This window comes from Sphingomonas sp. CD22, from assembly GCF_034556155.1.
In the GTDB taxonomy this organism is placed as follows: domain Bacteria; phylum Pseudomonadota; class Alphaproteobacteria; order Sphingomonadales; family Sphingomonadaceae; genus Sphingomonas.
Genome location: NZ_JAYDYX010000002.1, coordinates 364,799 through 388,723, shown reverse-complemented (window position 1 = coordinate 388,723; position 23,925 = coordinate 364,799). Strand labels below are relative to the sequence as shown.

Below are 23,925 nucleotides of genomic sequence, written 5' to 3'. Positions count from 1 at the left end.
CCAGTGTTGCGGTCATGGAACAGCCGACTTTCACGCCACCCTACGACCCGGTCGAGCCGGGGGAGGAAGCCCGCCAGGCGTTGCGCAAGTCGGTCAAGATGCGCGCCCATCTGCGCGACCGTGGCCAGACCCGGTTCGAGATCGAGGTGACCGACCTGTCGCTCTCGGGCTTCCGCGCCGAGACGAGCTTTACGCTCTGGCCGGGCACGGTGGTGTGGCTGACGCTGCCGGGCCTCGCGGGGCTGGAGGCGGTGGTCGCATGGCGCGACAAGTTCAAATACGGCTGCGCCTTCGCCAAGCCCCTGCACCCGGCGGTGTTCGACCACATCGTCGCGCTCTCGCAACGCTGAGTCGGCGCGGTCCGTTCGAGCCGATGCCCGGGATGAACTGACGCGTTAATCAATCGGAACCGCGTCATGCGACACAGCTCCGCGCCTCCGCGTAAATAGTCTCTATAGTTGCGCGCGCCCGCTGCACACGGCGCCGACGACCTCGACCGGCGCGACCATCGACCGCATCAATCGAACAGCGACGACACGCTGGTCTCGTCGGCGATCCGCTTGATCGCCTCGCCGAGCAGCGGCGCGATCGGCAGATGGCGGATCTTGTCGGCCTTGCCGATCGATTCGTGATTGCCGATCGAATCGGTGATCACCAGCTCGCGCAATGCCGAGCCCTCGACCCGCGCCACCGCGCCGCCCGACAGCACGCCGTGCGTGACATAGGCGACGACATCCTCCGCCCCCGCCTCGCGCAGCGCCGCCGCGGCGTTGCAGAGCGTCCCCGCCGAATCGACGATATCGTCGATCAGGATGCAGAAGCGGCCCTCGACGTCGCCGATGATGTTCATCACCTCCGATTCGCCGGCGCGCTCGCGGCGCTTGTCGACGATCGCGAGCGGCGCATTGTCGAGTCGCTTGGCGAGCTGGCGCGCGCGCACCACGCCGCCGACGTCGGGCGAGACGACCATCAAATTCTTGCCCTTGAAGCGCGCGTTGATGTCCGCGCTCATCACCGGCGCGGCATAGAGATTGTCGGTCGGGATATCGAAAAAGCCTTGGATCTGACCGGCATGCAGATCGACCGACAGTACGCGGTCGGCGCCCGCGACGGTGATCAGATTGGCGACCAGCTTGGCCGAGATCGGCGTCCGCGGCCCCGGCTTCCGGTCCTGCCGCGCATAGCCCATATACGGGATCACCGCGGTGATCCGCCGCGCCGACGCACGCTTGAGCGCGTCGATCATGATGAGCATTTCCATGAGGTTGTCGTTGGCCGGGAAACCGGTCGACTGGAGCACGAACACGTCCTCGCCGCGTACGTTCTCCTGGATCTCGACGAAGATCTCCTCGTCGGCGAAGCGGCGGACCAGGGCATCGGTCAGCGGGATCTCGAGATAGCCTGCCACCGCCCGCGCGAGCGGAAGGTTCGAATTGCCGGTCATCAATTTCATTGGTCAGCTCCCGCCCGTATCGCTCCGCGCCTTAGAGCCACCGTCACAAAATCGAAAGCATCGAGACGCGGGGCGACGCGCTTGTCGCCGCGCGACCGACTGACTAGGCCTCCCGTCATGACCGTCACCACCCGCTTCGCCCCCTCCCCCACCGGCATGCTGCACGTCGGCAACATCCGGGCGGCGCTGCACAATTGGATGTTCGCACGGGGGCACGGCGGGCGCTTCGTGCTGCGCATCGACGATACCGATGCCGAACGGTCCGAGGACCGGTTTGTCGCCGCGATCCGTGCCGATCTCGGCTGGCTCGGCCTGACGCCCGACGCCGAAGTACGCCAGTCCGAGCGATTCGCGCTCTACCAGCAGCGGTTCGACGCCCTGGTCGCGGCGGGGCGGATCTATCCCGCGTACGAGACCGCGCAGGAGCTCGACCTTAAGCGCAAGATCCTGCTCGGCCGCGGTCTGCCGCCGGTCTACGATCGCGCCGCGCTGGCGCTGGACGAAGCGGCGCGCGCCAGGTTCGAGGCGGACGGCGTGCGGCCGCACTGGCGCTTCAAGCTCGACCATGACGCGCCGATCGCCTGGGACGATCTGATCCGCGGCCCCCAGAGCTTCGATGCGAAGACGATGAGCGATCCGGTGATCCGCCGCGCCGACGGATCGTGGCTGTATATGCTGCCGTCCGCGATCGACGACGCCGATCTCGGCATCAGCCACGTCGTCCGCGGCGAGGACCATGTCTCTAACACCGCGCTGCAATTGCAGATGTTCGACGCGATGGGCGTGGCCCCGCCGCGCTTCGCGCACGAGGCGCTGCTGACCGGCGCGGAGGGCAAATTGTCGAAGCGGTTGGGCTCGCTCGGCGTCGACCATTTCCGCGAGGCGGGGATCGAGCCGCAGGCGGTGATCGCGCTGCTCGCACGGATCGGCACCAGCGATCCCGTCGAGCCGCTCGCCGATCCTGCGCCGCTGATCGCCGCGTTCGACTTCGCGCGCTTCGGCCGCGCGCCGGCGCGGTTCGACGAGGCGGAGCTGGCGCAGGTCAACGCCCGGATCGTCCACCAGCTGCCGTTCGACGCGGTCGCCGACCGCCTGCCCACGGGCATGGGTGCGGCGGAATGGGATGCGGTGCGGCCGAACCTGACCCGCGTCGCCGAGGCGGCGGACTGGTGGCAGGTGATCGAGGGTCCGGTCACGCCACCCGCCTTCGACGACGAGACGCGCGCCTATCTGGCGCAGGCCGCCGCGGCCGCGGAGGCGATCGATTGGGCAGGCGACCCGTGGCACGCGCTGACCGCTGCGCTCAAGGACAGGACCGGCCGCAAAGGCAAGGCGTTGTTCCTGCCGCTGCGCCAGGCGCTGACCGGGCGCGACCATGGCCCCGACATGGCGGCGTTGCTGCCGCTGATCGGCCGCGACCGCACCTTGGCGCGGCTGGCCGCATAGGCAAAGCGGAGCGGCGAAACCCAGGCCTTTCGGCACGTTGCGACCTGGGCTTGACGCCGTAACGATACAACGTACCATCATCGGATCGCAGGAGAATCGATCGAGTCGAACCCAAGCCCGAGGAGACGGATGATGTACGCCGACCGCCATGCCCAGCCGACCCGTTTCAACCCCGGCGGCCTCACCGCCGCGATCGCGATCAACGCCGCGCTCGTCGCCGCGCTGATGTTCGCCGGCCCGACCATCCTGCCCGGCGGTTCGGAGCATGTGCTGGAAACCCGCAACATCCCGCTCGACCCGCCGCCGCCCGAACCGCTGCCGCAACCCAAGCCGCACGCGCTGACCCCCAACCGTCCGACAGAAACCATCGTCGCGCCGACGCCGCTCGTCCCGACGCCGTCCTCGTCTGATCTGGTCACCACCCCTACGCTCGACCTGCCGCCCGCCGGCCCGACGATCGGCAGCGATCCCGGCCCGGTCGCGGTCGAGCCGCCCGCGCCGCCGCTGCCGCCGCTGGTCGGTCCGCAGATCGACCCGCGCTACGCCGATGCCTTCCAGCCGGTCTATCCCGCCGCGGAACGGCGCGCCAACCGCGACGGCCGGGTCACCGTGCGCGTGCTGGTTGGCACCGACGGCCGGGTGAAGCAGATCGAGCGGCTCAGCGCGACCAGTGACGCCTTCTGGCAAGCGACGATGGAACGCGCCACCCGCGCCTGGCGCTTCACGCCCGCCACCCGCGGCAGCGTCCCGGTCGAGGCATGGCGGACGATGACGCTCACCTTCCGCATGGAGGATGCGGACTAAGGCGCCGGTCGTCCCATCCGTCCCGTCGCCCCGGGGGGCTGGCTTCGCCGCCCCCCGTCACCTATCTTCCCGCCATGCAGTTCTTCCGCCGCTTCTCGCCGCTCCACGCCTTCCGCGACCTGCGTTTCTTCCTGTCGCAGCGCGAGCCGCGCGATCTCGGCTTCCTGGCGGCGGCGATGGCGGTGACGGGTTTCTTCGTCTACGCCTTCATGCGCAACGACATCCCGCCCGAGCCGTATCAGCCCAACATCGTCTACTTCAAGAATTACGCCGCCAATCGCACCGATGCGCAGATCAAGGCGCAGCAGGAGATCGACAAGGTCGAGCAGGACCAGCGCATCGCCGCGCAAAAGGCGCGCGAGGAGAAATTACGCAGCCAGTTCAAGACGGTCGATGACGCGATGGACAAGTGGGGGCTGTAAGCGCCGCCGTCGACGCGCGGCGGATGGGCGCCGCGCTCGCGCTTTCGGAACGCACGCGCGGACGCACCGCCCCCAATCCCAACGTCGGCTGCCTCCTCGTCGCTGGTGATCGCATCGTGGCGCGCGGCTGGACCCAGCCCGGCGGTCGCCCCCATGCCGAAGCGATGGCGCTCGCCGCCGCCGGCGACGCGGCGCGCGGCGCCACCGCTTATGTGACGCTCGAACCCTGCGCGCATGTCTCGCCGCGCGGCCCCGCCTGCGCCGACCTGCTGGTTGCGGCGGGGGTCGCCCGCGTGGTGGTGGCGCTCGGCGACCCCGATTCGCGCACCAACGGCGCCGGCATCGCCCGGCTGCGCGACGCGGGCATCGCCGTCGTCACCGGCATCCGGGCGGCGGAGGCGGCGCGCGGCATGGCGGGCTTCCTCACCCGCCGAAGGCACGGGCGACCGTTCGTGACGCTCAAGCTCGCCACCTCGCTCGACGGCCGCATCGCGCTGTCCGACGGCAGCAGCCGCTGGATCACCGGTCCCGAGGCCCGCGCTCACGCGCATCTCGAACGCAGCCGGCACGAGGCGATCCTCGTCGGGCGCGGCACGTGGGAGACGGACGCACCGGGCCTCGACGTGCGGCTGCCGGGGCTGGAAGAGCGCAGCCCGTTGCGGGTTATCCTGTCCTCTCGCCCTCACCCTGCCGCGCCGAAGAGGGAGGGCGAGACGGTATGGATCGACTCGCCTGGTGCCATCGCCGCCCTGCCCGCCGATCATCTCCTCGTCGAGGGCGGCGCCGAGACCGCCGCCGCCTTCCTCCGCGCCGATCTGGTCGATCGCCTGCTGCTCTACCGCGCGCCGATCCTGATCGGCGCCGGCAAGGCGGCGCTCGGCGACCTCGGCATAGCCGATCTTGGCACCACCCATGGTCGCTGGCGGTTGCACGATTCGCGCAACCTTGGCACCGACCGTCTCGAGGTCTACGAGCGCACCCCATGTTCACCGGCATAGTCAGCGATATCGGCACCATCGAAACGGTCGAGGTCCGCGGCGACACGCGCGTCCGCATCGCCACCGCCTACGATCCCGAGACGATCGACCTCGGCGCGTCGATCGCCTGTTCGGGCGTCTGCCTGACCGTCATCGACAAGGGGCACGACGGCGGCCGGGGCTGGTTCGACATACAGGCGTCGGGCGAGACGATCGCACGCACCGCCAGGGATCAATGGACGCAAGGCCGCCGCCTCAACCTCGAACGCGCGATGAAACTGGGCGACGAACTCGGCGGCCATATCGTCACCGGCCATGTCGATGGCATCGCCGAGGTGCTCGACGTCACGCCGGACGGCGAATCGCACCGCATCGGCTTTGCGGTGCCGGCGGCGCTCGCGCCGTTCATCGCCCCCAAGGGCTCGATCACGATCGACGGCGTCTCGTTGACCGTCAACGGCGTCGAGGACGATGGCGAGACGACCCGCTTCTGGGTCAACCTCATCCCCCATACGCAGGCGGTCACCACGCTCGGCGGCCTCGCCGCGGGCCAGGCGGTCAACATCGAGATCGACGTGCTCGCCCGCTATCTGCAACGCATGGAGCATTATCGTGGCCGCTAAGCCTGACCTCGCGCGGTTGCGCCACGCCTTCCTCTCCTCGCCCGAGGAGATCATCGACGAGGCGCGCAACGGGCGGATGTTCATCCTGGTCGACGACGAGGATCGCGAGAACGAGGGCGACCTCGTCGTCCCCGCGCAGATGGCGACGCCCGAGAAGATCAACTTCATGGCCAAGCACGGCCGCGGCCTGATCTGCCTCGCGTTGACCAAGAGCCGTGTCGAGGAGCTCGGCCTGACGCTGATGAGCCGCAACAACGGCACGCGCTACGAGACCGCCTTCACCACCTCGATCGAGGCGCGCGACGGCGTCACCACCGGCATCTCCGCCGCCGATCGCGCGCGCACCGTCGCGGTGGCGATCGATTCGTCGAAGAGCCGCGACGAGATCGTCACCCCCGGCCACGTCTTCCCGCTCGTCGCCCGCGACGGCGGCGTGCTGGTGCGCACCGGCCATACCGAGGCGGCGGTCGACGTCTCGCGACTCGCCGGGCTCAACCCCTCGGGCGTGATCTGCGAGATCATGAACGAGGACGGGACGATGGCGCGGCTCGACGACCTCGTCACCTTCGCGCAATTCCACAATCTCAAGATCGGCACGATCCGCGACCTCATCGCCTATCGCCGCCGCTACGACCATCTCGTCGAGAAGCGGGCCGAGGCGCGCTTCACCAGCGAATGGGGCGGCGAATGGACCGCGCTCACCTTCTGGAACAAGGCGACCGGCACCGAGCAGATCGCCTTGGTCAAGGGCAAGGTCGATCCGACCAAACCGACCCTGGTGCGCATGCACGCGCTCTCCCCCTTCGCCGACATCTTCGGCGAGAATGGCGCGCGCGAAGGGCTGCTGCGCCGGTCGATGGAGATCATCGCGGAGGAGGGCGCCGGCGTGATCGTCGTCATCAACCGCCCGCGCGTCGACCAGTTCACCGTCGCGCTCCAGGCCAAGGCCGGGACGCTCCCTGAGGCCGACATGGAGGAATTGCGCGACTATGGCGTCGGCGCGATGATCCTCACCGAACTCGGCGTCGAGGAAATGGTGCTGCTCACCAACACCCACCATACGTTGGTCGGACTCGACGGCTACGGCCTGTCGATCGTCGGCGAGCGGGCAATCGAAACGGACGACTGACATGGCGCATATCCTCATCGTCGAAGCGCGCTTCTACGATCATCTCAACGACATGCTCCTCGCCGGCGCCCGCGCCGCGATCGAAGCGGCGGGCCATAGCCACGACACGGTGACCGTGCCGGGCGCCTTGGAAGTGCCGGGCGCGATCGCGCTGGCGGCGGACAGCGACCGGTACGACGCCTTCGTCGCGCTGGGCGTCGTGATCCGCGGCGAGACCTATCATTTCGAGATCGTCTCGAACGAGAGCGCGCGCGGCATCATGGCGCTGACGCTCGACGGTCTGGCGATCGGCAACGGCATCCTCACCACCGAGAACGAGGCGCAGGCGATCGCCCGCGCCGACCCCGCCCAGCTCGACAAGGGCGCCGGCGCGGCGCAGGCGGCCATCGCGATGCTGGCGCTTCGCGAACGGCTGGGGTGATCGCGTAGGGGTTTCAGCGCGCAGAGGCGCGGAGGACGTAGAGGGGTTTCGTCCGTTGCGTCGGCCACGGCCCCAGCAAGACTCGGTTCCGGCTCACCCCGCCCGAGACCTCTTCTGAGCCTTCGCGCGAACATTGATTCACGCGAAGGCGCGAAGGCGCAAAGATGTCGCCTCTCACGGGGACACCGTGCGCCACTCCGCCGTCATGCGAACAGCAGGCTGCCGCCCGCCCCATCCACGCCTCCTTCGCGCCTTCGCGCCTTCGCGCGCAAAACCAAAAAAAGACCCGGTACGTCGCCGTACCGGGTCAAGGTCGTCCGCAGGAGGAACGTCGTGGGGGGCGGGGGTCTCGTGCCCCCGCGCCCGATAGGATCAATTATAGGCGCGTTCGCCGTGCTCGCCGAGATCGAGGCCTTCCTGCTCGACTTCGGGAGCGACGCGCAGCCCGGTGATCGCCTTGGCGATGAGGATCGCGATGACCGTGCCGACCGACGCCCAGACGACGGTGGTGACCACCGCCTCGATCTGGACGATCAGCTTGGCGCCCATCGCATAATCCGCCGCGCCCGGACCGCCGAGCGACGGCGCATAGACGATGCCGGTGCCGACCGCGCCGATCATGCCGCCGATGCCGTGCACGCCGAACGCGTCGAGCGCGTCGTCATAGCCGAGCTTGGGCTTGAGCACCGAGACCGCGAAGAAACAGACCACCGAGGCGACCGCCCCGAGCACGATCGCGCCGAACGGCCCCGAATTGCCCGCCGCCGGCGTCACCGCGACCAGTCCGGCGACGATGCCCGAGCAGAAGCCCAGGGCCGAACCCTTGTGACCCCGCGCCCGCTCGACCAGCATCCAGAACAGCCCACCCGACGCGGTCGCGACGAAGGTGTTGAGCATCGCGAGCGCAGCGGAGCCGTTCGCTTCCAGCGCCGAGCCGGCGTTGAAGCCGAACCAGCCGACCCAGAGCAGGCCGGTGCCGACCCCGGTCAGCGTCAGCGAATGCGGCGGCATCGGCGTATTGGGATAGCCCATCCGCTTGCCGAGCATGATCGAGGCGACCAACGCGGAGACGCCGGCGTTGATGTGGACGACGGTGCCGCCGGCGAAATCGAGCGCGCCGGCCTTGAAGAACACGCCCGACGACGCCCAGACCATGTGCGCGATCGGGAAATAGACGATCGTCAGCCACACCGCGGCGAACACCATCACCGCGCTGAACTTCATCCGCTCGACCACCGATCCCAGCACCAGCGCGACGGTGATCGCCGCGAAGGTCATCTGGAAACAGATGAAGACATATTCGGGGATCTCGACGCCCGCGGTGAAGGTCGCCGCCTGCGACGAGGCGGTGACGCCCTTCAGGAACGCCTTGTCGAAGCTGCCGATAAAATTGGTGAGGAACCCGCCGCCGGCGAGGTCGGGGCCGAAGGCGAGGCTGTAACCGTACATCACCCACAGCAGCATCGCGAGACAGGCGACCGCGCCGATCTGCGTCATCGTCGACAGCATGTTCTTCGAGCGGGTGAGACCGCCGTAGAACAGCGCGAGGCCGGGCAGGATCATCATCATGACGAGGACCGTCGAGGTCATCATCCAGGCAGTGTCGCCCTTGTTCACCGTCGCGGCCGGTGCCGCGGCGGCGGGCGCCTGCAACGCGGCGTCCTGCGCCCAGGCGGGCAGAGCGGCGAACGCGAGGGCGGTGAGCCCCGCGGCACCGGCGATCTTCAATCCGTGCTTCATCCTGTTACCCCCCTCAGAGCGCCGAATCGTCGGTTTCGCCGGTGCGGATGCGCACCGCCTGGCCGACGTCGAGCACGAAGATCTTGCCGTCACCGATCGCGCCGGTGTTCGCCGACGCCTGCACCGCCTCGACCACGCGGTCGGCGAGATCGCCCGGGCAGACCACCTCGATCTTGATCTTGGGCACCATGTTGGTGCTGTATTCGGCGCCGCGATAGATTTCGGTCTGGCCCTTCTGGCGACCGAACCCTTTGACCTCGGTAACCGTCATCCCCGCCACGCCCAACGTGGTGAGCGCTTCCCTCACCTCGTCCAGCTTGAACGGCTTGATGATCGCAATGACCAGCTTCATCCCTGCCCCCTCGATTGTCCGAGAAGCCCATCGCAACCATCATGCCAGATGCGAAACGACGTGATTACAGGGCAGTTCGTGACGCTACTGGGCTTCGATGCGTTAGATTATTGTGCAGCTGCGGCATTGTGCCTTAAATTTGGGCAGCGTCGACGATCGCCTTGGCCGCGCCGAGATCCTCGTCGTCGACCATCACCCGCACCGGAATCAACAGATAGCTGCCATCGGCGATGCTCGCCCCGCCATCGAAAGCGATCGCGTCGATCCCTTCGGAATCGAGCCGCCCGACGATGATATTGGCGAGATTGCGGTCGTAGCGACCCAGTTCGACGAGGCTCATCGGCTTCCTTGCATCGTTCGCACCGACAGGGGCGTGCGTTGACCCTTCGCACCATCGTGCATATCATCCGGCCATGGCAAGCACGCTCGACCTGCCGTCGAAAAGCACGCGCCGCATGATTGAATCCGAGGTCCGCGCCGAAGCGGTGCGCTTCGGCGTCGCGCATGACGACGATCTCGAAACCCTGCGCGCCGCCCTGAAACGCGAACTGGATCGTCGCTGGCAGGAGGACAATCGCGGTTGGGCGGAAGCGGTCAACCGCTGGGTCGAGAAGAACGGGTTGCCGCTGGAAAAGTATCGGCTCTTCTGATGGCGCAGTTCGACGTGTATCGCACGCCGGACGGCCAGTTGCTTCTCGATTGTCAGGCGGATTCGCTGGGGTTGCTCGGCAGCCGCCTTGTCGTGCCCTTGATCCCGCTCGACCAGGCACCCCCGCGTCGCGCGCACCTCAACCCGGTCTTCGATATCGAGGGCGGTTTGTATGCGATGGTCACGCAATTCGCCGCCGCCTTGAGCCGCAGCGAATTACGGACCAAGGTGGCGGACCTGACCGCCTATCGCTTCGATATCATCCGTGCCTTCGACATGATGCTGACGGGCGTGTGATCCGGGATCACCCCGTCGCCGTGCCGCCCACCGTCAGCCCATCGACCAGCAACGTCGGTTGTCCGACGCCAGCCGGCACGCTCTGCCCGCCCTTGCCGCACACGCCGATGCCCTCGTCGAGCGCGAAATCGTTACCGATGCCGGCGACCTTGGTCAGTACCGTCGGGCCGTCGCCGATCAGCGTCGCGCCCTTGATCGGTGCGCCGATCCGGCCGTTCTCGATCAGATAGGCTTCGGTGCACGAGAACACGAACTTGCCCGAGACGATGTCGACCTGCCCGCCGCCGAAGCTCTTGGCGAAGATGCCGCGCTTGACCCGGCTCAGCAGCTCGGCGGGATCGTCGGTGCCGCCCTTCATGAAGGTGTTGGTCATCCGCGGCATCGGTGCATGCGCGAAGCTCTCGCGGCGGCCGTTGCCGGTCGGCGCGACGCCCATCAGCCGGGCATTGAGCCGGTCCTGCATATAGCCCTTGAGGATGCCGTCCTCGATCAGCACCGTCTCCGACGTCGGCGTGCCCTCGTCGTCGATCGACAGCGAGCCGCGCCGGTCGGCAATCGAGCCGTCGTCGACCACGGTGACGCCCGGCGCCGCGACGCGCTCGCCGATCCGCCCCGAGAAGGCGCTGGTGCCCTTGCGGTTGAAATCGCCTTCAAGCCCATGGCCGATCGCCTCGTGCAGCACGATCCCCGGCCAGCCCGGCCCGAGCAGCACGGTCATCTCGCCCGCCGGCGCCGCCACCGATTCGAGGTTGACCAGCGCATGCGCCAGCGCCTCGTCGATGCCGCGATTCCACACCGTCTCGTCGAACAGCCGGTCGTAGAGGTAGCGGCCGCCGATGCCGAACGTCCCCGTCTCGCGGCGGCCGTTCTGCTCGACGACGATCTGGATGTTGAGCCGCACCAGCGGCCGCACGTCGGTGGCGACGAAGCCGTCCGGCCGGACGATCTCCACGACGCTCCACGTGCCGGACAATCCCACCGACACCTGTGCGACGCGCGGATCGCGCGCCCGTGCCGCGGCGTCGATCGTCTGGCAGAGGTTCACCTTGTCGGCGAAGGGCACCAGGTCGAGCGGATCGGCATCGGTGTAGAGATGACGATTGTTGCCCTGCGGCGGCGGCGCCTTGCCGCGCGTCGTCGGGTCGATCAGCGCCATCGTCTCGCCGGCGCGACGGATCGCCGCTTCCGACAGTTCGTTGGCATGTGCAAAGGCGGTCATCTCGCCCGACACCGCGCGCAGGCCGAAGCCCGCATTGGTGTCGTAGCTCGCCGTCTTCAGCCGGCCGTCGTCGAACCCGAACGCCTCCGCCTTGCGATATTGCAGGTACAATTCGCCGTCATCGGCGCGGCCGAGCGCATCCGCGGTCAGGCGGAGCGCGGCGTCGGGCGACAGAGCGTCGCGGTAGAGGAACGAGCGGGGATCGGCAGCTACAGTCATGCCCCCGATATAGGGGCGTTAAACGCTGGCGCCATCCGGGTGATCGCGCAATTTCGACTGGTCCGCGCCGTCCGCGGGGCCGCCGATCAATACGAAACGCCGGTCGCAATAGCCGCAATCGACATAACCCTCGTCATCGATCTGCAGAAAGACGCGGGGATGACCGAGCGCGGCGCCACCCGGAATATCGGTGGCGCCGTCACAGGCGACACGGCGTTGCGAGACGCGGATGGTTTCGGGCGGCGGGATCATGGAAAGGCGGATAGCAAGACGCGCGAGCCGCTTCAATCCTCCCCGGCGCGGAGGGGGGGAGCGCCGCGGCGGGGAGGAATGGGTTGCACCCCGCGGCCATCGGCGTATTCCGCCTGCATGACCGAGGCCGCGATCCGCATCCAGAACCTCTGCAAGACCTATCAGGGCGGCAAGCGCGCGCTCGACGGGGTCAGTTTCGACGTACCGCGGGGGCAGATCTTCGGCCTGCTCGGCCCCAACGGCGCGGGCAAGTCGACGCTGATCAACATCCTCGCCGGCCTCGTCAACAAGACCGAGGGCAGCGCCGAGATCTGGGGCTTCGACATCGACGCGCAGCCACGCAACGCCAAGGCGTCGATCGGCATCGTCAATCAGGAGATCCTGTTCGACCCCTTCTTCACGCCGATCGAGACGCTGGAGATCCAGGCGGGCCTGTACGGCGTCCCCAAGGGGCAGCGGCGCAGCATGGAATTGCTGCGCGCGGTGCATCTGGAGGACAAGGCGAAGGCTTATGCCCGCACGCTGTCGGGGGGCATGAAGCGCCGGCTGATGGTCGCCAAGGCGATGGTCCATTCGCCGCCGGTGCTGGTGCTCGACGAGCCGACCGCGGGCGTCGACATCGAATTGCGTCAGCAGCTCTGGGCCTATGTCCGCCAGCTCAACCAGGCCGGCGTCACGGTGGTGCTGACCACGCATTACCTCGAGGAGGCCGAGGAGCTGTGCGACCGGATCGCGATCATCAATCACGGCAAGCTGATCGCCAACGAGCCGACGCGCGAACTGGTCGGCAAGGCGCAGGAAAAGGTGGTGGCGGTGACCGTCGACCGCGACGTCGCGACGCTGCCGGTCAACGCCTGTTTCGGCAAGATCGTGCTGAAGGGCATGCGGACGCTGGAGATCACCTACGCCAAGGATCGGGTCAACGCCGGCGAAGTGCTCGCCGCGGTCCAGCACGACGGGTTCGGCATCGTCGACGTCTCGACCAAGGAGCCCGATCTGGAGGACGTGTTCCTCAGCCTGACCCGCGCCAGCAACGCGTGACCGAAGCAACCCGCAACAGCGACGTGCTCGTCGTCGGCTCGGGCGCCGCCGGGCTCACCGCGGCGCTCAACCTCGCCGAACGGTTCCGGGTCACCGTGCTCGCCAAGGGGGCGCTCAACGAAGGGTCGACCGCCTGGGCGCAGGGCGGGATCGCCGCGGTGCTCGAACCCGGCGACACGTTCGAGCATCACGTCGAGGATACGATGGTCGCCGGCGCCGGCCTCAACGACCGCGATATCGTCGAGTTCGTCGTCGAGGGCGCCCCTGCGGCGATCGAGCGGCTGACCCAGCTCGGCGTCCCCTTCGCCACGGAAGGGAATGCGCTCCACCTCACCCGCGAAGGCGGCCACAGCCATCGCCGCATCGTCCATGTCGCCGACGCGACCGGCTGGGCGGTGCAGGAGGCGCTGCAACGCGCCGCCGAGGCGCATCCGAATATCACGCTCGTCCCCGATCAGGTCGCGATCGACCTCGCCACCAGCCGCCACGAACAGCGTTATTCGGGCGCGGGCAACGTCTGGGGCGTCTATGCGGTCGACCGCGGCACCGGCCGCGTCACGCTCTATACGGCGAAGGCGACGGTGCTCGCCACCGGCGGCGCGGGCCGCACCTATCTCTTCTCCACCGCGCCGCGCGGCGCGACCGGCGACGGCATCGCGATGGCGTGGCGGGCGGGCGCGCGGGTCAGCAACATGGAGATGATGCAGTTCCATCCGACCTGCCTCTACCATCTCGAGGTCAAGAACTTCCTGATCACCGAGGCGGTGCGCGGCGAGGGCGGCCGGCTGATCAACCCGACCACCGGCAAGCGCTTCATGTCCTATTACGACGCCGAGCGGACGGAGCTGGCGCCGCGCGACGTGGTGGCGCGCGCCATCGACGCCGAGATCAAGCGCTACGGCCTCGATTACGTCCACCTCGACATCAGCCATCAGCCCGCCGAGTTCGTCCGCGGCCATTTCCCCAACATCCACGAGAAACTGCTCGGCCTCGGCATCGACATGACGACGCAGCCGATCCCGGTCGTGCCCGCGCAGCATTACACCTGCGGCGGCATCGTCATCGACCGCGACGGCCGCACCGACCTGCCCGGCCTCTATGCCGCGGGCGAGTGCACCGAGAGCGGGCTGCACGGCGCCAACCGGCTCGCCTCGAACAGCCTGCTCGAATGTTTCGTGTTCGGCGAGGCATGTGCCGATCATATCGCCGCGCATTGGGATGCGTTGCCCGCCGTGCCGGTGATCCGCCCGTGGGACGAGAGCCGCGTCACCGATTCGGACGAAGAGGTGGTGATCAAGCAGAACTGGACCGAGATTCGGCGGTTCATGTGGAATTACGTCGGCATCGTCCGCACCACCAAAAGGCTGGAGCGAGCGCAGCACCGCATCCAGATGCTCACCGAGGAAGTGGCGGACTATTACGGCCATTTCCGCGTCACGCCCGACCTCATCGAGTTGCGCAACCTGTTGCAGACCGCCGAGCTGATCGTCCGCTCGGCGCTGCACCGGCACGAGAGCCGCGGCCTGCATTACACGCTCGACTATCCCGAAACGCTGCCGGAGGCGGTCGATACGGTGCTGGTGCCCTGACGGCCGCGGCCGGCGCCCTTATCCCGTCACTTCCTTGAACAATTGCCGTGCCGTCTCGGCGATCACCCGGCCGGCGCCGCGGTCACCCTTGGCCATCGACGACATGAACGCCTTGGCCTGCGCCAGCGTCAGATGCGGCGGCAGCGGCGCGACCTCGGGATCGGTCTTCACTTCGAGGATCACCGGCCGGTCGGAGGCCAGCGCCGCCGCCCACGCCGGAGCGAGATCCTCCGGCCTGTCGACGAAGATGCCCTTCAGCCCGATCAATTCGGCGAAGCGCGCATAGGGCACGTCGGGCAGGTCCTGCGTCGTCGGGAAACGCGGATTGCCCTCCATCACGCGCTGCTCCCACGTCACCTCGTTGAGGTCCTCGTTGTTGAACACGCAGACGATGAAGCGCGGATCGGCCCAGCGCTGCCAATATTTCTGCACGGTGATCATCTCGGCGAGATTGTTCATCTGCATCGCCCCGTCGCCGACCAGCGCCACCACCGGCCGCTCGGGATGCGCGAACTTCGCCGCGATCGCATAAGGCACCGCCGCCCCCATCGACGCGAGCCCGCCGGACAGCGACGCGCGCTGCCCCTGCTTCAGCTTGAAGTCGCGCGCATACCAGTTGCAGCACGATCCGCTGTCCGAGGTGACGATCGCATCGGCGGGGAGCAGCGGCGACATTTCCCACACCACGCGCTGCGGATTGACCGGCTTGGCCTCGGCCATCGCGCGCGCCTCCAGCGTCTGCCACCAGTCGGCGACGCCCGCCTCGATCTCCCTGCGCCAGCCGCGGTCGGCCTTCGCGTCGAGCAGCGGGATCAGCGCCTCCAGCGTCTCGCGCGCGCCGCCGTGCAGATTGACCTCGGTCGGGTAACGCAGCCCGAGCATGCCGGCGTCGACGTCGATCTGCACCGCGCGCACCTTGCCGTCGGGTGGCAGGAACTCCGCCCAGGGAAAGCCGGTGCCGATCATCAGCAGCGTGTCGGCGCCTTGCATCATGTCCCACGACGGCTTGGTGCCGAGCAGTCCGATCGCGCCGGTGACGAAGGGCAGTTCGTCGGACAGCACGTCCTTGCCGAGCAGCGCCTTGGCGACGCCCGCGCCGAGCAGATCGGCGACGCGCACCACCGCCTCGGCGCCATCGCGCGCACCCGCGCCGATCAGGATCGCGACCTTCTCGCCGGCGTTGAGCACGTCTGCGGCGCGGGCGAGGTCGCGCGGCTGCGGCACGACCAGCGGCCGGCTATAGCCGACGCCCGAGCGGGTGAAGCCGTGCTGGACCTTGGGGTCCTCATAGGGTTCGTCCTGCACGTCCTTGGGCAGCACGATCACGCCGACGCCGTTGCCCGCCACCGCGATGCGGATCGAGCGGTCGGTGACGTGGCGGACCTGCGCCGGCGCGGTCGCTTCCTGCACGTAATCGGCGACGTCGGCGAAGATGCGGTCGAGGTTGAGCTCCTGCTGGTAGCTCGCGCCGCGCACCGTCGTCTCCGCCTGACCGGCGATCGCCAGCACCGGGGCATGATCGAGCTTGGCGTCGTACAGGCCGGTGAGCAGATGCGTCGCGCCGGGGCCGCCGGTCGCCAGGCAGACGCCGAGCTCGCCGGTGAACTTGGCGTGCGCGCTCGCCATGAATGCGGCCATCTCCTCGTGGCGGACCTGGATGAACTCGATGCCCTCGCCCGCCTTCTCCGCGCGTTGCAGCGCGCCGAGCACGCCATTGATGCCGTCGCCCGAATAGCCGTAGATGCGGGTCACGCCCCACGCCTTCAGCCGGTCCACGAAGAAGTCGCTGGTCATCTGTGCCATGGCGGTCGTCCTGATTGCTCGATTGGGGCAGTAACGGACGGGCCGCGGCAATAGTGCCCCGCGATTCGCCGTACCGGTGCCGCGGTTCGTCGCAGCCGACCCGATCGCCGGTTCCTCCGCACCGTTCCTCGGATAAGGATCATCGCCTTGCCAGCTGAGGCCCCTACTCCAGTATGATAGCGTATGGCCGTCCGGCCCGATCGATCCTGATGATCGCCAGTTGCGCCGCCCTCGCCGGCTGCGGCTCGACCTCGCGCCCGATCGGCAGCGGCCCCGCTCCGGCCGAGACGCCGGCGCTCGCGGTGTCGATCCCGATCCCCGCCGCCGCCCCGGCGCCGCGCCGCGTTGCCCCCGCGCAACTGACCGGCGCGATCGACGCGCTCGCACGCGATTTCGACGGCAAGTTCGGCATCGCGATCCGCGCGGTCGACGAAGGCTGGACGGTGACCTCGCCGGGCGCGCGCACCCGCCTGCCGCAGCAGTCGGTGAGCAAATTGTGGGTCGCGATGACGCTGATGGACCTGCGCGACCAGGGCAAGGCGCGGCTCGACGATCCCGTCGTCGTGCGGCCCGAGGATCTGACGCTGTTCCACCAGCCGATCGCGATGCTGGTCAAGGGCGACGGCTATCACACCACGGTGGGCGAATTGCTCACCCGCGCGCTGACGCACAGCGACAATACCGCCAACGACCGATTGCTCACTTATGTCGGCGGTCCCGCCGCGGTGCGTGCGATGATCGAGCGCAAGCAATTGGGCGACATCCGCTTCGGCCCCGGCGAGCGGCTGCTCCAGTCGAAGACCGCGGGGCTGACGTGGAGCCAGGCGATGGCGGTCGGCGGCGGCTTCGAAGCGGCACGCTCGCGCCTCTCGCCCGAGGCGCGCGCCGCCGCGCTCGACGCCTATGTCAACGATCCCCCCGACGGCGCCGCGCCGCTCGCCATCGCCGACGCGCTGTCGCGGCTGGCGCGGGGCGAATTGTTCACCGAAACCTCGACCCGCATCCTGCTCGACACGATGGGCGCCTCGGTCACCGGCCGCGCCCGGCTGCGCGCGGCCCTGCCCGCCGGCTGGCAGATCGCGCACAAGACCGGCACCGGTCAGGACCTCGGCGGCCGCAACGCCGGGTTCAACGACGTCGGCCTGCTCACCGCGCCGGACGGGCGCCGCTATGCGATCGCGGTGATGATCGGCGATTCGCGACGGCCGATCCAGGAGCGCCAACGGCTGATCCAGTCGGTCGCCGCGGCGGTGGCGAGTTACGCCGGGGGCGGGGCGACGGGAGCCTGACCCCTTTCGTCATCCCGGCGTTCGCCGGGATGACGAAGGCTCTGTTACCCCAAAGCCACACTCCGCCAAACCCGGCGTGCCCCCCAAGCAGAGGTTGGTGCCGCCCGGCCGATCGGGTAAACGCCACCACGATGCCCCATCTCTATCTCGTCGACGGCTCGGGCTATATCTTCCGCGCCTATCATCGCCTGCCGCCGCTCACCAACAAGCACGGCGAGCCGGTCGGTGCCGTCTATGGCTATACCGCGATGCTGTGGAAGCTCGCCGACGAGCTGCACGCGGCCGAGGGGCCGACGCATATGGCGGTGATCCTCGACAAATCGTCGAAGACCTTCCGCAACGATCTGTACGATCAGTATAAAGCGCACCGGCCGCCGCCGCCCGAGGATCTGGTCCCCCAGTTTCCGATGATCCGCGACGCCACCCGCGCCTTCTCGCTGCCGTGTATCGAGACCGAGGGGCTGGAGGCGGACGACATCATCGCCTGCTATGCCAAGGCGGCGCTGGCGCAGGGCTGGTCGGTGACGATCGTCAGTTCCGACAAGGACCTGATGCAGCTCATCGAGCCGGGTCTCGACCTCTACGACACGATGAACAACCGCCGGCTCGGCGCGGAGCATGTCGCCGAGAAGTTCTTCGGCATCGCACCGACGCAGCTCGGCGACGTGCTCGCGCTGATGGGCGACAGCGTCGACAACGTACCCGGCGTCCCCGGCGTCGGCCCGAAGACCGCCGCCAAGCTGATCCTCGAACATGGCGATCTCGAATCCGTCCTCGCCGCCGCCGAGGGGATGAAGAAGGGCAAGCTGCGCGACAATCTGATCGAGCACGCCGGCATGGCGCGGCTAAGCCGCGAGTTGGTTTCGCTGCGCTGCGACGTCGCGCTGCCCGAACCGCTCGAGGATCTCGAACTCAAGGGCATCCCCGACGCGCCGCTGCGCGCCTTCCTCGAACATCACGGCTTCCGCACCCTGCTCGCCAAATTGGGCCAGGTCGCCGACGATCCCGTCCCCGCGCCCGCCTCCGTGCCCTATGAGGCCGATCCGCCGTGCGAGCACGACGCCTATGAAACCGTGGTCGACGTCGAGACGCTCGACCGCTGGATCGTGCAGGCGCAGCATCAGGGCTGGGTGGCGATCGATACCGAGACGACCGGCACCGATGCGACCGGCGCCGATCTGGTCGGCGTCTCCCTCGCGCTCGGCGCCAACAAGGCGTGCTACATCCCGCTCGGCCATGGCGGCAGCGACCTGTTCGGCGAGACGCCGCCGCAGATCGAACGCGACGCGGCGCTCGCCCGGCTCAAGATCCTCTGTGAGGACGCATCGGTGCTCAAAATCGGGCACAATCTCAAGTTCGACATGATCGTGCTCGGGCTGCACGGCATCGCGATCGCGCCGCACGACGATACGATCGTGATGAGCTTCGACCTCGACGCCGGGCTGCACGGCCACGGCATGGACGAATTGGCGGCGACGCACCTCTCGCACAGCTGCATCGCGTTCAAGGACGTGGTCGGCACCGGCAAGACGCAGCGCGGCTTCCATGAGGTCGATCTGAAGGCGGCGACGCGCTACGCCGCCGAGGATGCCGACGTCACCTATCGGCTGTGGAAGCGCTTCAAGGCGCGGCTGCCTGCTGAAGAGGCGACGCGCGTCTACGAGATGGTCGATCGGCCGCTGGTGCCGGTGATCGCGCGGATGGAGATGCGCGGGATCAAGGTCGACCGCGAGCGGCTGTCGGGCCTGTCCGCCGAATTCAGCGGCCAGATCGCGGGGCTGGAGACGGTGATCCACGGCCTCGCCGGTGCGCCGTTCACGATCGGCAGCCCCAAGCAATTGGGCGACGTGCTGTTCGAGCGGATGGGCATCAAGGGCGGCCGCAAGGGCAAGTCCGGCGTCTATTCGACCGACGTCACCGAGCTGGAGCGGATCGCCGCCGACAAGGATTCACCGGGCGCCGAAATCGCCGCGCGCGTGCTCGAATGGCGACAATTGTCAAAGCTCAAGAGCACCTATACCGACGCGTTGCAGGCGCAGATTAACCCGAAGACGGGCCGCGTCCACACCAGCTACAGCCTCACTGGCGCGCAGACCGGGCGCCTGTCCTCGACCGAACCAAACCTCCAGAACATTCCGATCCGCACCGAGGTCGGACGCCAGATCCGCGACGCCTTCGTCGCCGAGCCGGGCAACGTCATCCTCGCCGCCGATTATTCGCAGATCGAGCTGCGGCTGGCGGCGCATATGGCCGACGTGCCGGCGCTGCGCGACGCCTTCGCCAATGGCGACGACATCCACAGCCTGACCGCGATGGAGCTGTTCGGCGAGGTCAACCGCCACACCCGCGGCCGCGCCAAGACAATCAACTTCGCGATCCTCTACGGCATCAGCCGCTGGGGCCTCGCCGGACGATTGGACGTCAGCGCCGAGGAGGCGCAGGCGATGATCGACCGCTATTTCGAGCGCTTCCCCGGCATCAACACCTATATCGCCGAGACGACGCAGAGCGTGCGCGAACGCGGCTTCACCACCACCCTGTTCGGCCGCAAGACGCACTTTCCGCGCATCCGCAGCAAGGTGCAGCACGAGCGGCAGGGCGCCGAGCGCGCCGCGATCAACGCGCCGATCCAGGGCACTAGCGCCGATATCATCAAGCGCGCGATGGTGCGGATGGAGCCGGCACTGCTCGCCGCGGGTCTGCCCAACGTCCAGATGCTGTTGCAGGTGCACGACGAACTCGTGTTCGAACTGCCCGAGGGCGATGTCGAGGCGGCCAAGCCGGTGATCGAGCGCGTGATGGCCGAGGCGGCGCAGCCGGCGGTGACGCTGTCGGTGCCGCTCGGGATCGAGATCGGGACGGGCGTGAGCTGGGGGGCGGCGCATTGATCGCTACCGTCTCGCACTCACCCCCACCCTGCGCCGCCCTTGGCGTCTTCGCCCTCTCCCGACGGGAGAGGGAGGGAGGCGCGCGGCGCCGGTGGGGTGAGGTTGGGTGCGAGACGCTCACGATCGCCAACCCGTGACCGAATCGAAGGACATCGACGCGCTCGCCAAGGGCGGTCGCACCAATATCGCCGGCTTCGTGCTGCGCCTCGCCGCGCGCATCCCGTTCCTGTTCATCGCCGGCCGCCTCTACGGCCCGGACCTCGTCGGCCGCTTCGCGCTCGCCGTCGTCGTGGTCGAGCTTGCCGCCCTCGTAGCGACGCTCGGGCTCAAGCGCGGGCTCGCGCAGGCGCTGTCGTCGTCCGACCAGCCGCATGTCTGCGTCGTCTGGGATGCGCTGGCGCTCGCCTTCATCCTGTCGATCGCGGCGAGCGCGGTGCTAATCGCCTTCCCACAGGTGATGTACGCCAATACGCAGGTCACCGGGCTCGACCGCTTCCTGCCGTGCATCATCGTCGCGGTGGCGTGGTCCGACGTCAGCCTGTCGGCGCTCGCCTATCGCCACGACGTCAAGGCGGCGGTGACCGCGCGCGCCGTGGTCGAGCCGTGGACGATCTCGATCGCCGCCTGGGTCTTCTCCTTCTTCACGATCAAGGACGGGCTGGTCCTGTCCTATGTCGCGTCGATGACCGCGGCGCTGATCGCCAGTTTCGTGCCGTTCCTGCGCAGCTACGGCCTGCCGCGCGGCTGGTCGCCGCATCCTGGGCAGCTCTTCGCGCTCGCCCGCGCCAATGCGCCGCTCGCCGGCGCGGACGCGCTCGAATGGGGCAGCCGCAACGTCGACCGGTTCATCCTCGGCGTGATGTTCGAGCCGAAGATCGTCGGCATCTATTATATGGCGCAGCAGGTGGCCTCCCTGCCGCAGAAGCTCAAGACCAGCTTCGACCCGATCCTCGGTCCCGTCATCACCAAGAGCCTCGCGGTCAACGACCGCGCCGCGATCGCGCATCAGGTGCGGCAGGTCGCGTTCTGGATCATGGCGGCGCAGGCGGGCCTTGCGTTGATGGGGTCGATCCCTGCTGGCGCGGTGATGGGCGTGGTCGGGCCGCAATTCGTCGCGGGCAGCGCGGCGCTGGGCTTCCTGCTGACCGCCGAGGTGCTCGCCTCGACCGGCGCGGTATGCGAATCGGCGCTGGTCTATACCGCGCGGCATCGCAACCTGATCATCTCGGTGGTGATGCTCGCGGTGCAGATCGCGCTGAGCTTCGCGCTGATCTTCGCGATGCGGCGGCTCGGCTGGCCGACGACGTGGCAAGCGGCGGGGCCGGCGGTGGCGCTGATGGTCAGCGTGGCGCTGACGTCGGTGGCCAAGGCGACGTTGCTCGCCCGCATCCTCGCCGCGCCGGTGTCGCCGTGGCGCTGGCCGCTCTTGTGGGCGGTGGTCGCGGCGACTCTGGTGGGTGGGCTGTTCACCGCGCTGCCGCCGCGGTTCGAATGGCTCGAACTCGCCGGCGGCGAACCGGCGATCGCGGCGACCTATCTGTTCGTGCTGTGGAAATGGGCATTCGGCCCAGCCGACCGGGCGTTGTTCGGCAAGATGCCCAATGCCGAGGAGGCAACCTTGCCCAACGTGGGATCGCCGGTCCGGTAGGTGCTTTTCCGGGACTTGTAGCCCTCCCCCGCAAGGGGAGGGCTACAGGCTTTAGTGGCGGAAGTGGCGCATGCCTGTAAAGACCATCGCGAGGCCGGCGGCGTCGGCGGCGGCGATCACCTCCTCGTCGCGGATCGATCCGCCCGGCTGGATCACCGCGGTCGCCCCCGCCTCAACCGCGGCGAGCAAGCCGTCGGCGAAGGGGAAGAAGGCGTCCGAGGCGACCGCCGAGCCGATCGTGCGCGGCGTCATCCAGCCCGCCTTGTCGGCGGCGTCCTTCGCCTTCCATGCGGCGATGCGCGCCGATTCCAGCCGGTTCATCTGGCCCGCGCCGACGCCGGCGGTGGCGCCGTCCTTGGCGTAGACGATCGCGTTCGACTTGACGTGCTTGGCGATCGTCCAGGCGAAGCGGCAGTCGGCCAGTTCCTGCTCGGTCGGTGCGCGCTTGGTCACCACCTTGAGCTCGCCCGGCGTGCCATTGTCGCGGCCCTGCACCAGCCAGCCGCCGGCGATCGACTTGGCGAACAGACCGGCACGCGCCGGATCGGGCAGATCGCCGGTGAGCAGCAGGCGCAGGTTCTTCTTGGCGGCGAACAGCGCGAGCGCCTCCTCGTCGGCATCGGGGGCGACGACGACCTCGGTGAAGATGCCGGTGATCGCCTTCGCCGTCGCGGCGTCGAGCGGGCGGTTGACTGCGATGATGCCGCCGAACGCCGAAACGGTGTCGCAGGCGAAGGCCTCGGCATAGGCCGCTGCGAGGCTGGATGCGGTGGCGACGCCGCAGGGGTTGGCGTGCTTGACGATGACGCAAGTCGGCGCGGCGTCGCGGAACTCGGCGACCAGTTCGAGCGCGGCGTCGGCGTCGTTGAGGTTGTTGTAGCTCAGCTCCTTGCCCTGCACCTGGCGCGCCTGGCCGATGCCGCGGACGCCGTCGTTGCTGGTGTAGAAGGCGGCGGACTGGTGCGGGTTCTCGCCGTAGCGGAGCGAGGCGGCGCGGGTCATCGTCACCGGCAGCACCGCCGGGAACGCCTCGGCCTGATCGACGGTGGCGAACCAGCGTGCGATCGCACCGTCGTAGCTGGCGGTGGCGGCGAAGGCCTTGGCGGCGAACAGGCGGCGCTGATCGAGCGTCGTCTCGCCGGCCGCGACGAGGGCATAATCGGCGGGGTCGGTGACGATCGCGACATAGGCGTGGTTCTTGGCGGCGGAGCGGACCATCGAGGGGCCGCCGATGTCGATATTCTCGATCACCGTGTCGCGGTCGGCGCCGCGCGCGACGGTCGCCTCGAACGGGTAGAGGTTGACGACGACCAGATCGATCGCGCCGATCGCATGGTCGGCCATCGCCGCGGCATGCTCGGGGTCGTCGCGGACGGCGAGCAGGCCGCCGTGGACCATCGGGTGGAGCGTCTTGACGCGGCCGTCCATCATCTCGGGAAAGCCGGTAACTTCACTGACGTCGCGCACCGAGAGGCCGGCGTCGCGCAGCGCTCTAGCGGTGCCGCCGGTCGAAACCAGCTCGACGCCCTTCGCGGCAAGTGCTTGAGAAAGCTCGACAATGCCGGTCTTGTCGGAGACCGACAGCAGGGCGCGCTTGATGGAGATGGTGGACATGGTCTTCCTTTGCGGCAGTCGCGCGTCCCCCTAGCGGCGGAACATGCGTC

23 protein-coding genes are annotated in these 23,925 nt (G+C 68.4%); 15 read left to right on the top strand and 8 right to left on the bottom strand.

Features of this window, described 5'->3' with window-relative positions; all coding sequences use genetic code 11:
* Nucleotides 1-14: 14 nt before the first annotated feature.
* Nucleotides 15-350: a PilZ domain-containing protein gene (locus SFC76_RS05175; RefSeq protein ID WP_038664156.1), complete on the top strand. Its 336-nt coding sequence runs from the start codon at nucleotides 15-17 to the stop codon at nucleotides 348-350.
* 167 nt (nucleotides 351-517) lie between these two features.
* On the opposite strand, the gene SFC76_RS05170 is transcribed toward SFC76_RS05175, so the two are convergent.
* Nucleotides 518-1,453 (bottom strand): ribose-phosphate pyrophosphokinase, encoded by a 936-nt coding sequence (locus SFC76_RS05170; protein WP_179507201.1) that lies wholly within the window; start codon nucleotides 1,451-1,453, stop codon nucleotides 518-520.
* A 117-nt stretch (nucleotides 1,454-1,570) separates the two neighbouring features.
* On the opposite strand from SFC76_RS05170, the gene gltX reads away from it, so the two are divergent.
* The 7 genes from gltX to ribH all read left to right on the top strand — a co-directional run bounded on the left by gltX (nucleotide 1,571) and on the right by ribH (nucleotide 7,275).
* A complete protein-coding gene (gltX, locus tag SFC76_RS05165; RefSeq protein WP_322848407.1) occupies nucleotides 1,571-2,899 on the top strand; it encodes a glutamate--tRNA ligase in 1,329 nt (442 codons plus the stop codon).
* A gap of 129 nt (nucleotides 2,900-3,028) precedes the next feature.
* Nucleotides 3,029-3,703: an energy transducer TonB gene (locus SFC76_RS05160; protein WP_322848406.1), complete on the top strand. Its 675-nt coding sequence runs from the start codon at nucleotides 3,029-3,031 to the stop codon at nucleotides 3,701-3,703.
* A gap of 74 nt (nucleotides 3,704-3,777) precedes the next feature.
* Nucleotides 3,778-4,125 (top strand): hypothetical protein, encoded by a 348-nt coding sequence (locus tag SFC76_RS05155; protein WP_322848405.1) that lies wholly within the window; start codon nucleotides 3,778-3,780, stop codon nucleotides 4,123-4,125.
* 23 nt (nucleotides 4,126-4,148) lie between these two features.
* Nucleotides 4,149-5,123, top strand: a complete 975-nt coding sequence (gene ribD / locus SFC76_RS05150) for a bifunctional diaminohydroxyphosphoribosylaminopyrimidine deaminase/5-amino-6-(5-phosphoribosylamino)uracil reductase RibD (protein ID WP_322848641.1) — start codon at nucleotides 4,149-4,151, stop codon at nucleotides 5,121-5,123.
* Nucleotides 5,108-5,725, top strand: coding sequence for a riboflavin synthase (locus SFC76_RS05145; RefSeq protein ID WP_322848404.1), 618 nt, complete (start codon nucleotides 5,108-5,110; stop codon nucleotides 5,723-5,725). Before ribD ends, SFC76_RS05145 begins: the two co-directional genes overlap by 16 nt.
* Nucleotides 5,715-6,854 (top strand): 3,4-dihydroxy-2-butanone-4-phosphate synthase, encoded by a 1,140-nt coding sequence (gene ribB, locus SFC76_RS05140; RefSeq protein ID WP_322848403.1) that lies wholly within the window; start codon nucleotides 5,715-5,717, stop codon nucleotides 6,852-6,854. The genes SFC76_RS05145 and ribB overlap by 11 nt, the downstream gene beginning before the upstream one ends.
* A 1-nt stretch (nucleotide 6,855) precedes the next feature.
* On the top strand, nucleotides 6,856-7,275 hold the full coding sequence (ribH, locus tag SFC76_RS05135) for a 6,7-dimethyl-8-ribityllumazine synthase (RefSeq protein WP_322848402.1): 420 nt from the start codon (nucleotides 6,856-6,858) through the stop codon (nucleotides 7,273-7,275).
* Nucleotides 7,276-7,647: 372 nt separating this feature from the next.
* On the opposite strand, the gene SFC76_RS05130 is transcribed toward ribH, so the two are convergent.
* The 3 genes from SFC76_RS05130 to SFC76_RS05120 all read right to left on the bottom strand — a co-directional run bounded on the left by SFC76_RS05130 (nucleotide 7,648) and on the right by SFC76_RS05120 (nucleotide 9,707).
* The gene (locus SFC76_RS05130) at nucleotides 7,648-9,015 is read right to left on the bottom strand and encodes an ammonium transporter (protein WP_322848401.1); all 1,368 of its coding nucleotides are present in this window, start codon (nucleotides 9,013-9,015) and stop codon (nucleotides 7,648-7,650) included.
* A gap of 13 nt (nucleotides 9,016-9,028) precedes the next feature.
* Nucleotides 9,029-9,367 (bottom strand): P-II family nitrogen regulator, encoded by a 339-nt coding sequence (locus tag SFC76_RS05125; RefSeq protein WP_137898404.1) that lies wholly within the window; start codon nucleotides 9,365-9,367, stop codon nucleotides 9,029-9,031.
* A 133-nt stretch (nucleotides 9,368-9,500) separates the two neighbouring features.
* A complete protein-coding gene (locus SFC76_RS05120; protein WP_322848400.1) occupies nucleotides 9,501-9,707 on the bottom strand; it encodes a DUF2007 domain-containing protein in 207 nt (68 codons plus the stop codon).
* 73 nt (nucleotides 9,708-9,780) lie between these two features.
* Here SFC76_RS05120 and SFC76_RS05115 point away from each other — a divergent pair, with 73 nt between their 5' ends.
* Together SFC76_RS05115 and SFC76_RS05110 are read left to right on the top strand one after the other, a co-directional pair.
* Nucleotides 9,781-10,017, top strand: coding sequence for a type II toxin-antitoxin system CcdA family antitoxin (locus SFC76_RS05115; RefSeq protein ID WP_322848399.1), 237 nt, complete (start codon nucleotides 9,781-9,783; stop codon nucleotides 10,015-10,017).
* On the top strand, nucleotides 10,017-10,313 hold the full coding sequence (locus SFC76_RS05110) for a CcdB family protein (RefSeq protein WP_322848398.1): 297 nt from the start codon (nucleotides 10,017-10,019) through the stop codon (nucleotides 10,311-10,313). The genes SFC76_RS05115 and SFC76_RS05110 overlap by 1 nt, the downstream gene beginning before the upstream one ends.
* 7 nt (nucleotides 10,314-10,320) lie before the next feature.
* Here SFC76_RS05110 and tldD read toward each other — a convergent pair whose 3' ends face one another.
* Nucleotides 10,321-11,751: a metalloprotease TldD gene (tldD, locus tag SFC76_RS05105; protein WP_322848397.1), complete on the bottom strand. Its 1,431-nt coding sequence runs from the start codon at nucleotides 11,749-11,751 to the stop codon at nucleotides 10,321-10,323.
* An 18-nt stretch (nucleotides 11,752-11,769) separates the two neighbouring features.
* Nucleotides 11,770-12,003 carry a zinc-finger domain-containing protein gene (locus SFC76_RS05100; RefSeq protein WP_322848396.1) on the bottom strand — a complete coding sequence of 78 codons (234 nt, stop codon included), beginning with the start codon at nucleotides 12,001-12,003 and terminating at the stop codon, nucleotides 11,770-11,772.
* A 117-nt stretch (nucleotides 12,004-12,120) separates the two neighbouring features.
* Here SFC76_RS05100 and SFC76_RS05095 point away from each other — a divergent pair, with 117 nt between their 5' ends.
* Both SFC76_RS05095 and nadB read left to right on the top strand, forming a co-directional pair.
* On the top strand, nucleotides 12,121-13,044 hold the full coding sequence (locus SFC76_RS05095) for an ABC transporter ATP-binding protein (RefSeq protein ID WP_322848395.1): 924 nt from the start codon (nucleotides 12,121-12,123) through the stop codon (nucleotides 13,042-13,044).
* The gene (gene nadB, locus SFC76_RS05090) at nucleotides 13,041-14,633 is read left to right on the top strand and encodes an L-aspartate oxidase (RefSeq protein ID WP_322848394.1); all 1,593 of its coding nucleotides are present in this window, start codon (nucleotides 13,041-13,043) and stop codon (nucleotides 14,631-14,633) included. Before SFC76_RS05095 ends, nadB begins: the two co-directional genes overlap by 4 nt.
* Before the next feature lie 18 nt (nucleotides 14,634-14,651).
* Here the strand turns inward: nadB and SFC76_RS05085 are convergent, their stop codons facing one another.
* Complete coding sequence (locus tag SFC76_RS05085; protein ID WP_322848393.1) at nucleotides 14,652-16,436, bottom strand: thiamine pyrophosphate-requiring protein; 1,785 nt, start codon at nucleotides 16,434-16,436, stop codon at nucleotides 14,652-14,654.
* A gap of 209 nt (nucleotides 16,437-16,645) precedes the next feature.
* Between SFC76_RS05085 and SFC76_RS05080 the strand changes: the two genes are divergently transcribed.
* The 3 genes from SFC76_RS05080 (at nucleotide 16,646) to SFC76_RS05070 (ending at nucleotide 22,261) form a co-directional block, all read left to right on the top strand.
* Nucleotides 16,646-17,725: a serine hydrolase gene (locus SFC76_RS05080; protein ID WP_322848392.1), complete on the top strand. Its 1,080-nt coding sequence runs from the start codon at nucleotides 16,646-16,648 to the stop codon at nucleotides 17,723-17,725.
* A gap of 131 nt (nucleotides 17,726-17,856) precedes the next feature.
* Nucleotides 17,857-20,613, top strand: a complete 2,757-nt coding sequence (gene polA / locus SFC76_RS05075) for a DNA polymerase I (protein ID WP_322848391.1) — start codon at nucleotides 17,857-17,859, stop codon at nucleotides 20,611-20,613.
* A gap of 133 nt (nucleotides 20,614-20,746) precedes the next feature.
* On the top strand, nucleotides 20,747-22,261 hold the full coding sequence (locus SFC76_RS05070) for a lipopolysaccharide biosynthesis protein (protein WP_322848390.1): 1,515 nt from the start codon (nucleotides 20,747-20,749) through the stop codon (nucleotides 22,259-22,261).
* 51 nt (nucleotides 22,262-22,312) lie between these two features.
* Here the strand turns inward: SFC76_RS05070 and purH are convergent, their stop codons facing one another.
* Nucleotides 22,313-23,875 carry a bifunctional phosphoribosylaminoimidazolecarboxamide formyltransferase/IMP cyclohydrolase gene (purH, locus tag SFC76_RS05065; protein WP_322848389.1) on the bottom strand — a complete coding sequence of 521 codons (1,563 nt, stop codon included), beginning with the start codon at nucleotides 23,873-23,875 and terminating at the stop codon, nucleotides 22,313-22,315.
* Between the last annotated feature and the right edge of the window lie 50 nt (nucleotides 23,876-23,925).

Bases quoted from the DNA above. Each gene is read 5' to 3' on its own strand.
- SFC76_RS05175 (WP_038664156.1), top strand. From the start codon at position 15: ATGGAACAGCCGACTTTCACGCCACCCTACGACCCGGTCGAGCCGGGG.
- SFC76_RS05170 (WP_179507201.1), bottom strand. From the start codon at position 1,453: ATGAAATTGATGACCGGCAATTCGAACCTTCCGCTCGCGCGGGCGGTG.
- gltX (WP_322848407.1), top strand. From the start codon at position 1,571: ATGACCGTCACCACCCGCTTCGCCCCCTCCCCCACCGGCATGCTGCAC.
- SFC76_RS05160 (WP_322848406.1), top strand. From the start codon at position 3,029: ATGATGTACGCCGACCGCCATGCCCAGCCGACCCGTTTCAACCCCGGC.
- SFC76_RS05155 (WP_322848405.1), top strand. From the start codon at position 3,778: ATGCAGTTCTTCCGCCGCTTCTCGCCGCTCCACGCCTTCCGCGACCTG.
- ribD (WP_322848641.1), top strand. From the start codon at position 4,149: ATGGGCGCCGCGCTCGCGCTTTCGGAACGCACGCGCGGACGCACCGCC.
- SFC76_RS05145 (WP_322848404.1), top strand. From the start codon at position 5,108: ATGTTCACCGGCATAGTCAGCGATATCGGCACCATCGAAACGGTCGAG.
- ribH (WP_322848402.1), top strand. From the start codon at position 6,856: ATGGCGCATATCCTCATCGTCGAAGCGCGCTTCTACGATCATCTCAAC.
- SFC76_RS05130 (WP_322848401.1), bottom strand. From the start codon at position 9,015: ATGAAGCACGGATTGAAGATCGCCGGTGCCGCGGGGCTCACCGCCCTC.
- SFC76_RS05125 (WP_137898404.1), bottom strand. From the start codon at position 9,367: ATGAAGCTGGTCATTGCGATCATCAAGCCGTTCAAGCTGGACGAGGTG.
- SFC76_RS05120 (WP_322848400.1), bottom strand. From the start codon at position 9,707: ATGAGCCTCGTCGAACTGGGTCGCTACGACCGCAATCTCGCCAATATC.
- SFC76_RS05115 (WP_322848399.1), top strand. From the start codon at position 9,781: ATGGCAAGCACGCTCGACCTGCCGTCGAAAAGCACGCGCCGCATGATT.
- SFC76_RS05110 (WP_322848398.1), top strand. From the start codon at position 10,017: ATGGCGCAGTTCGACGTGTATCGCACGCCGGACGGCCAGTTGCTTCTC.
- tldD (WP_322848397.1), bottom strand. From the start codon at position 11,751: ATGACTGTAGCTGCCGATCCCCGCTCGTTCCTCTACCGCGACGCTCTG.
- SFC76_RS05100 (WP_322848396.1), bottom strand. From the start codon at position 12,003: ATGATCCCGCCGCCCGAAACCATCCGCGTCTCGCAACGCCGTGTCGCC.
- SFC76_RS05095 (WP_322848395.1), top strand. From the start codon at position 12,121: ATGACCGAGGCCGCGATCCGCATCCAGAACCTCTGCAAGACCTATCAG.
- SFC76_RS05085 (WP_322848393.1), bottom strand. From the start codon at position 16,436: ATGGCACAGATGACCAGCGACTTCTTCGTGGACCGGCTGAAGGCGTGG.
- SFC76_RS05080 (WP_322848392.1), top strand. From the start codon at position 16,646: ATGATCGCCAGTTGCGCCGCCCTCGCCGGCTGCGGCTCGACCTCGCGC.
- polA (WP_322848391.1), top strand. From the start codon at position 17,857: ATGCCCCATCTCTATCTCGTCGACGGCTCGGGCTATATCTTCCGCGCC.
- purH (WP_322848389.1), bottom strand. From the start codon at position 23,875: ATGTCCACCATCTCCATCAAGCGCGCCCTGCTGTCGGTCTCCGACAAG.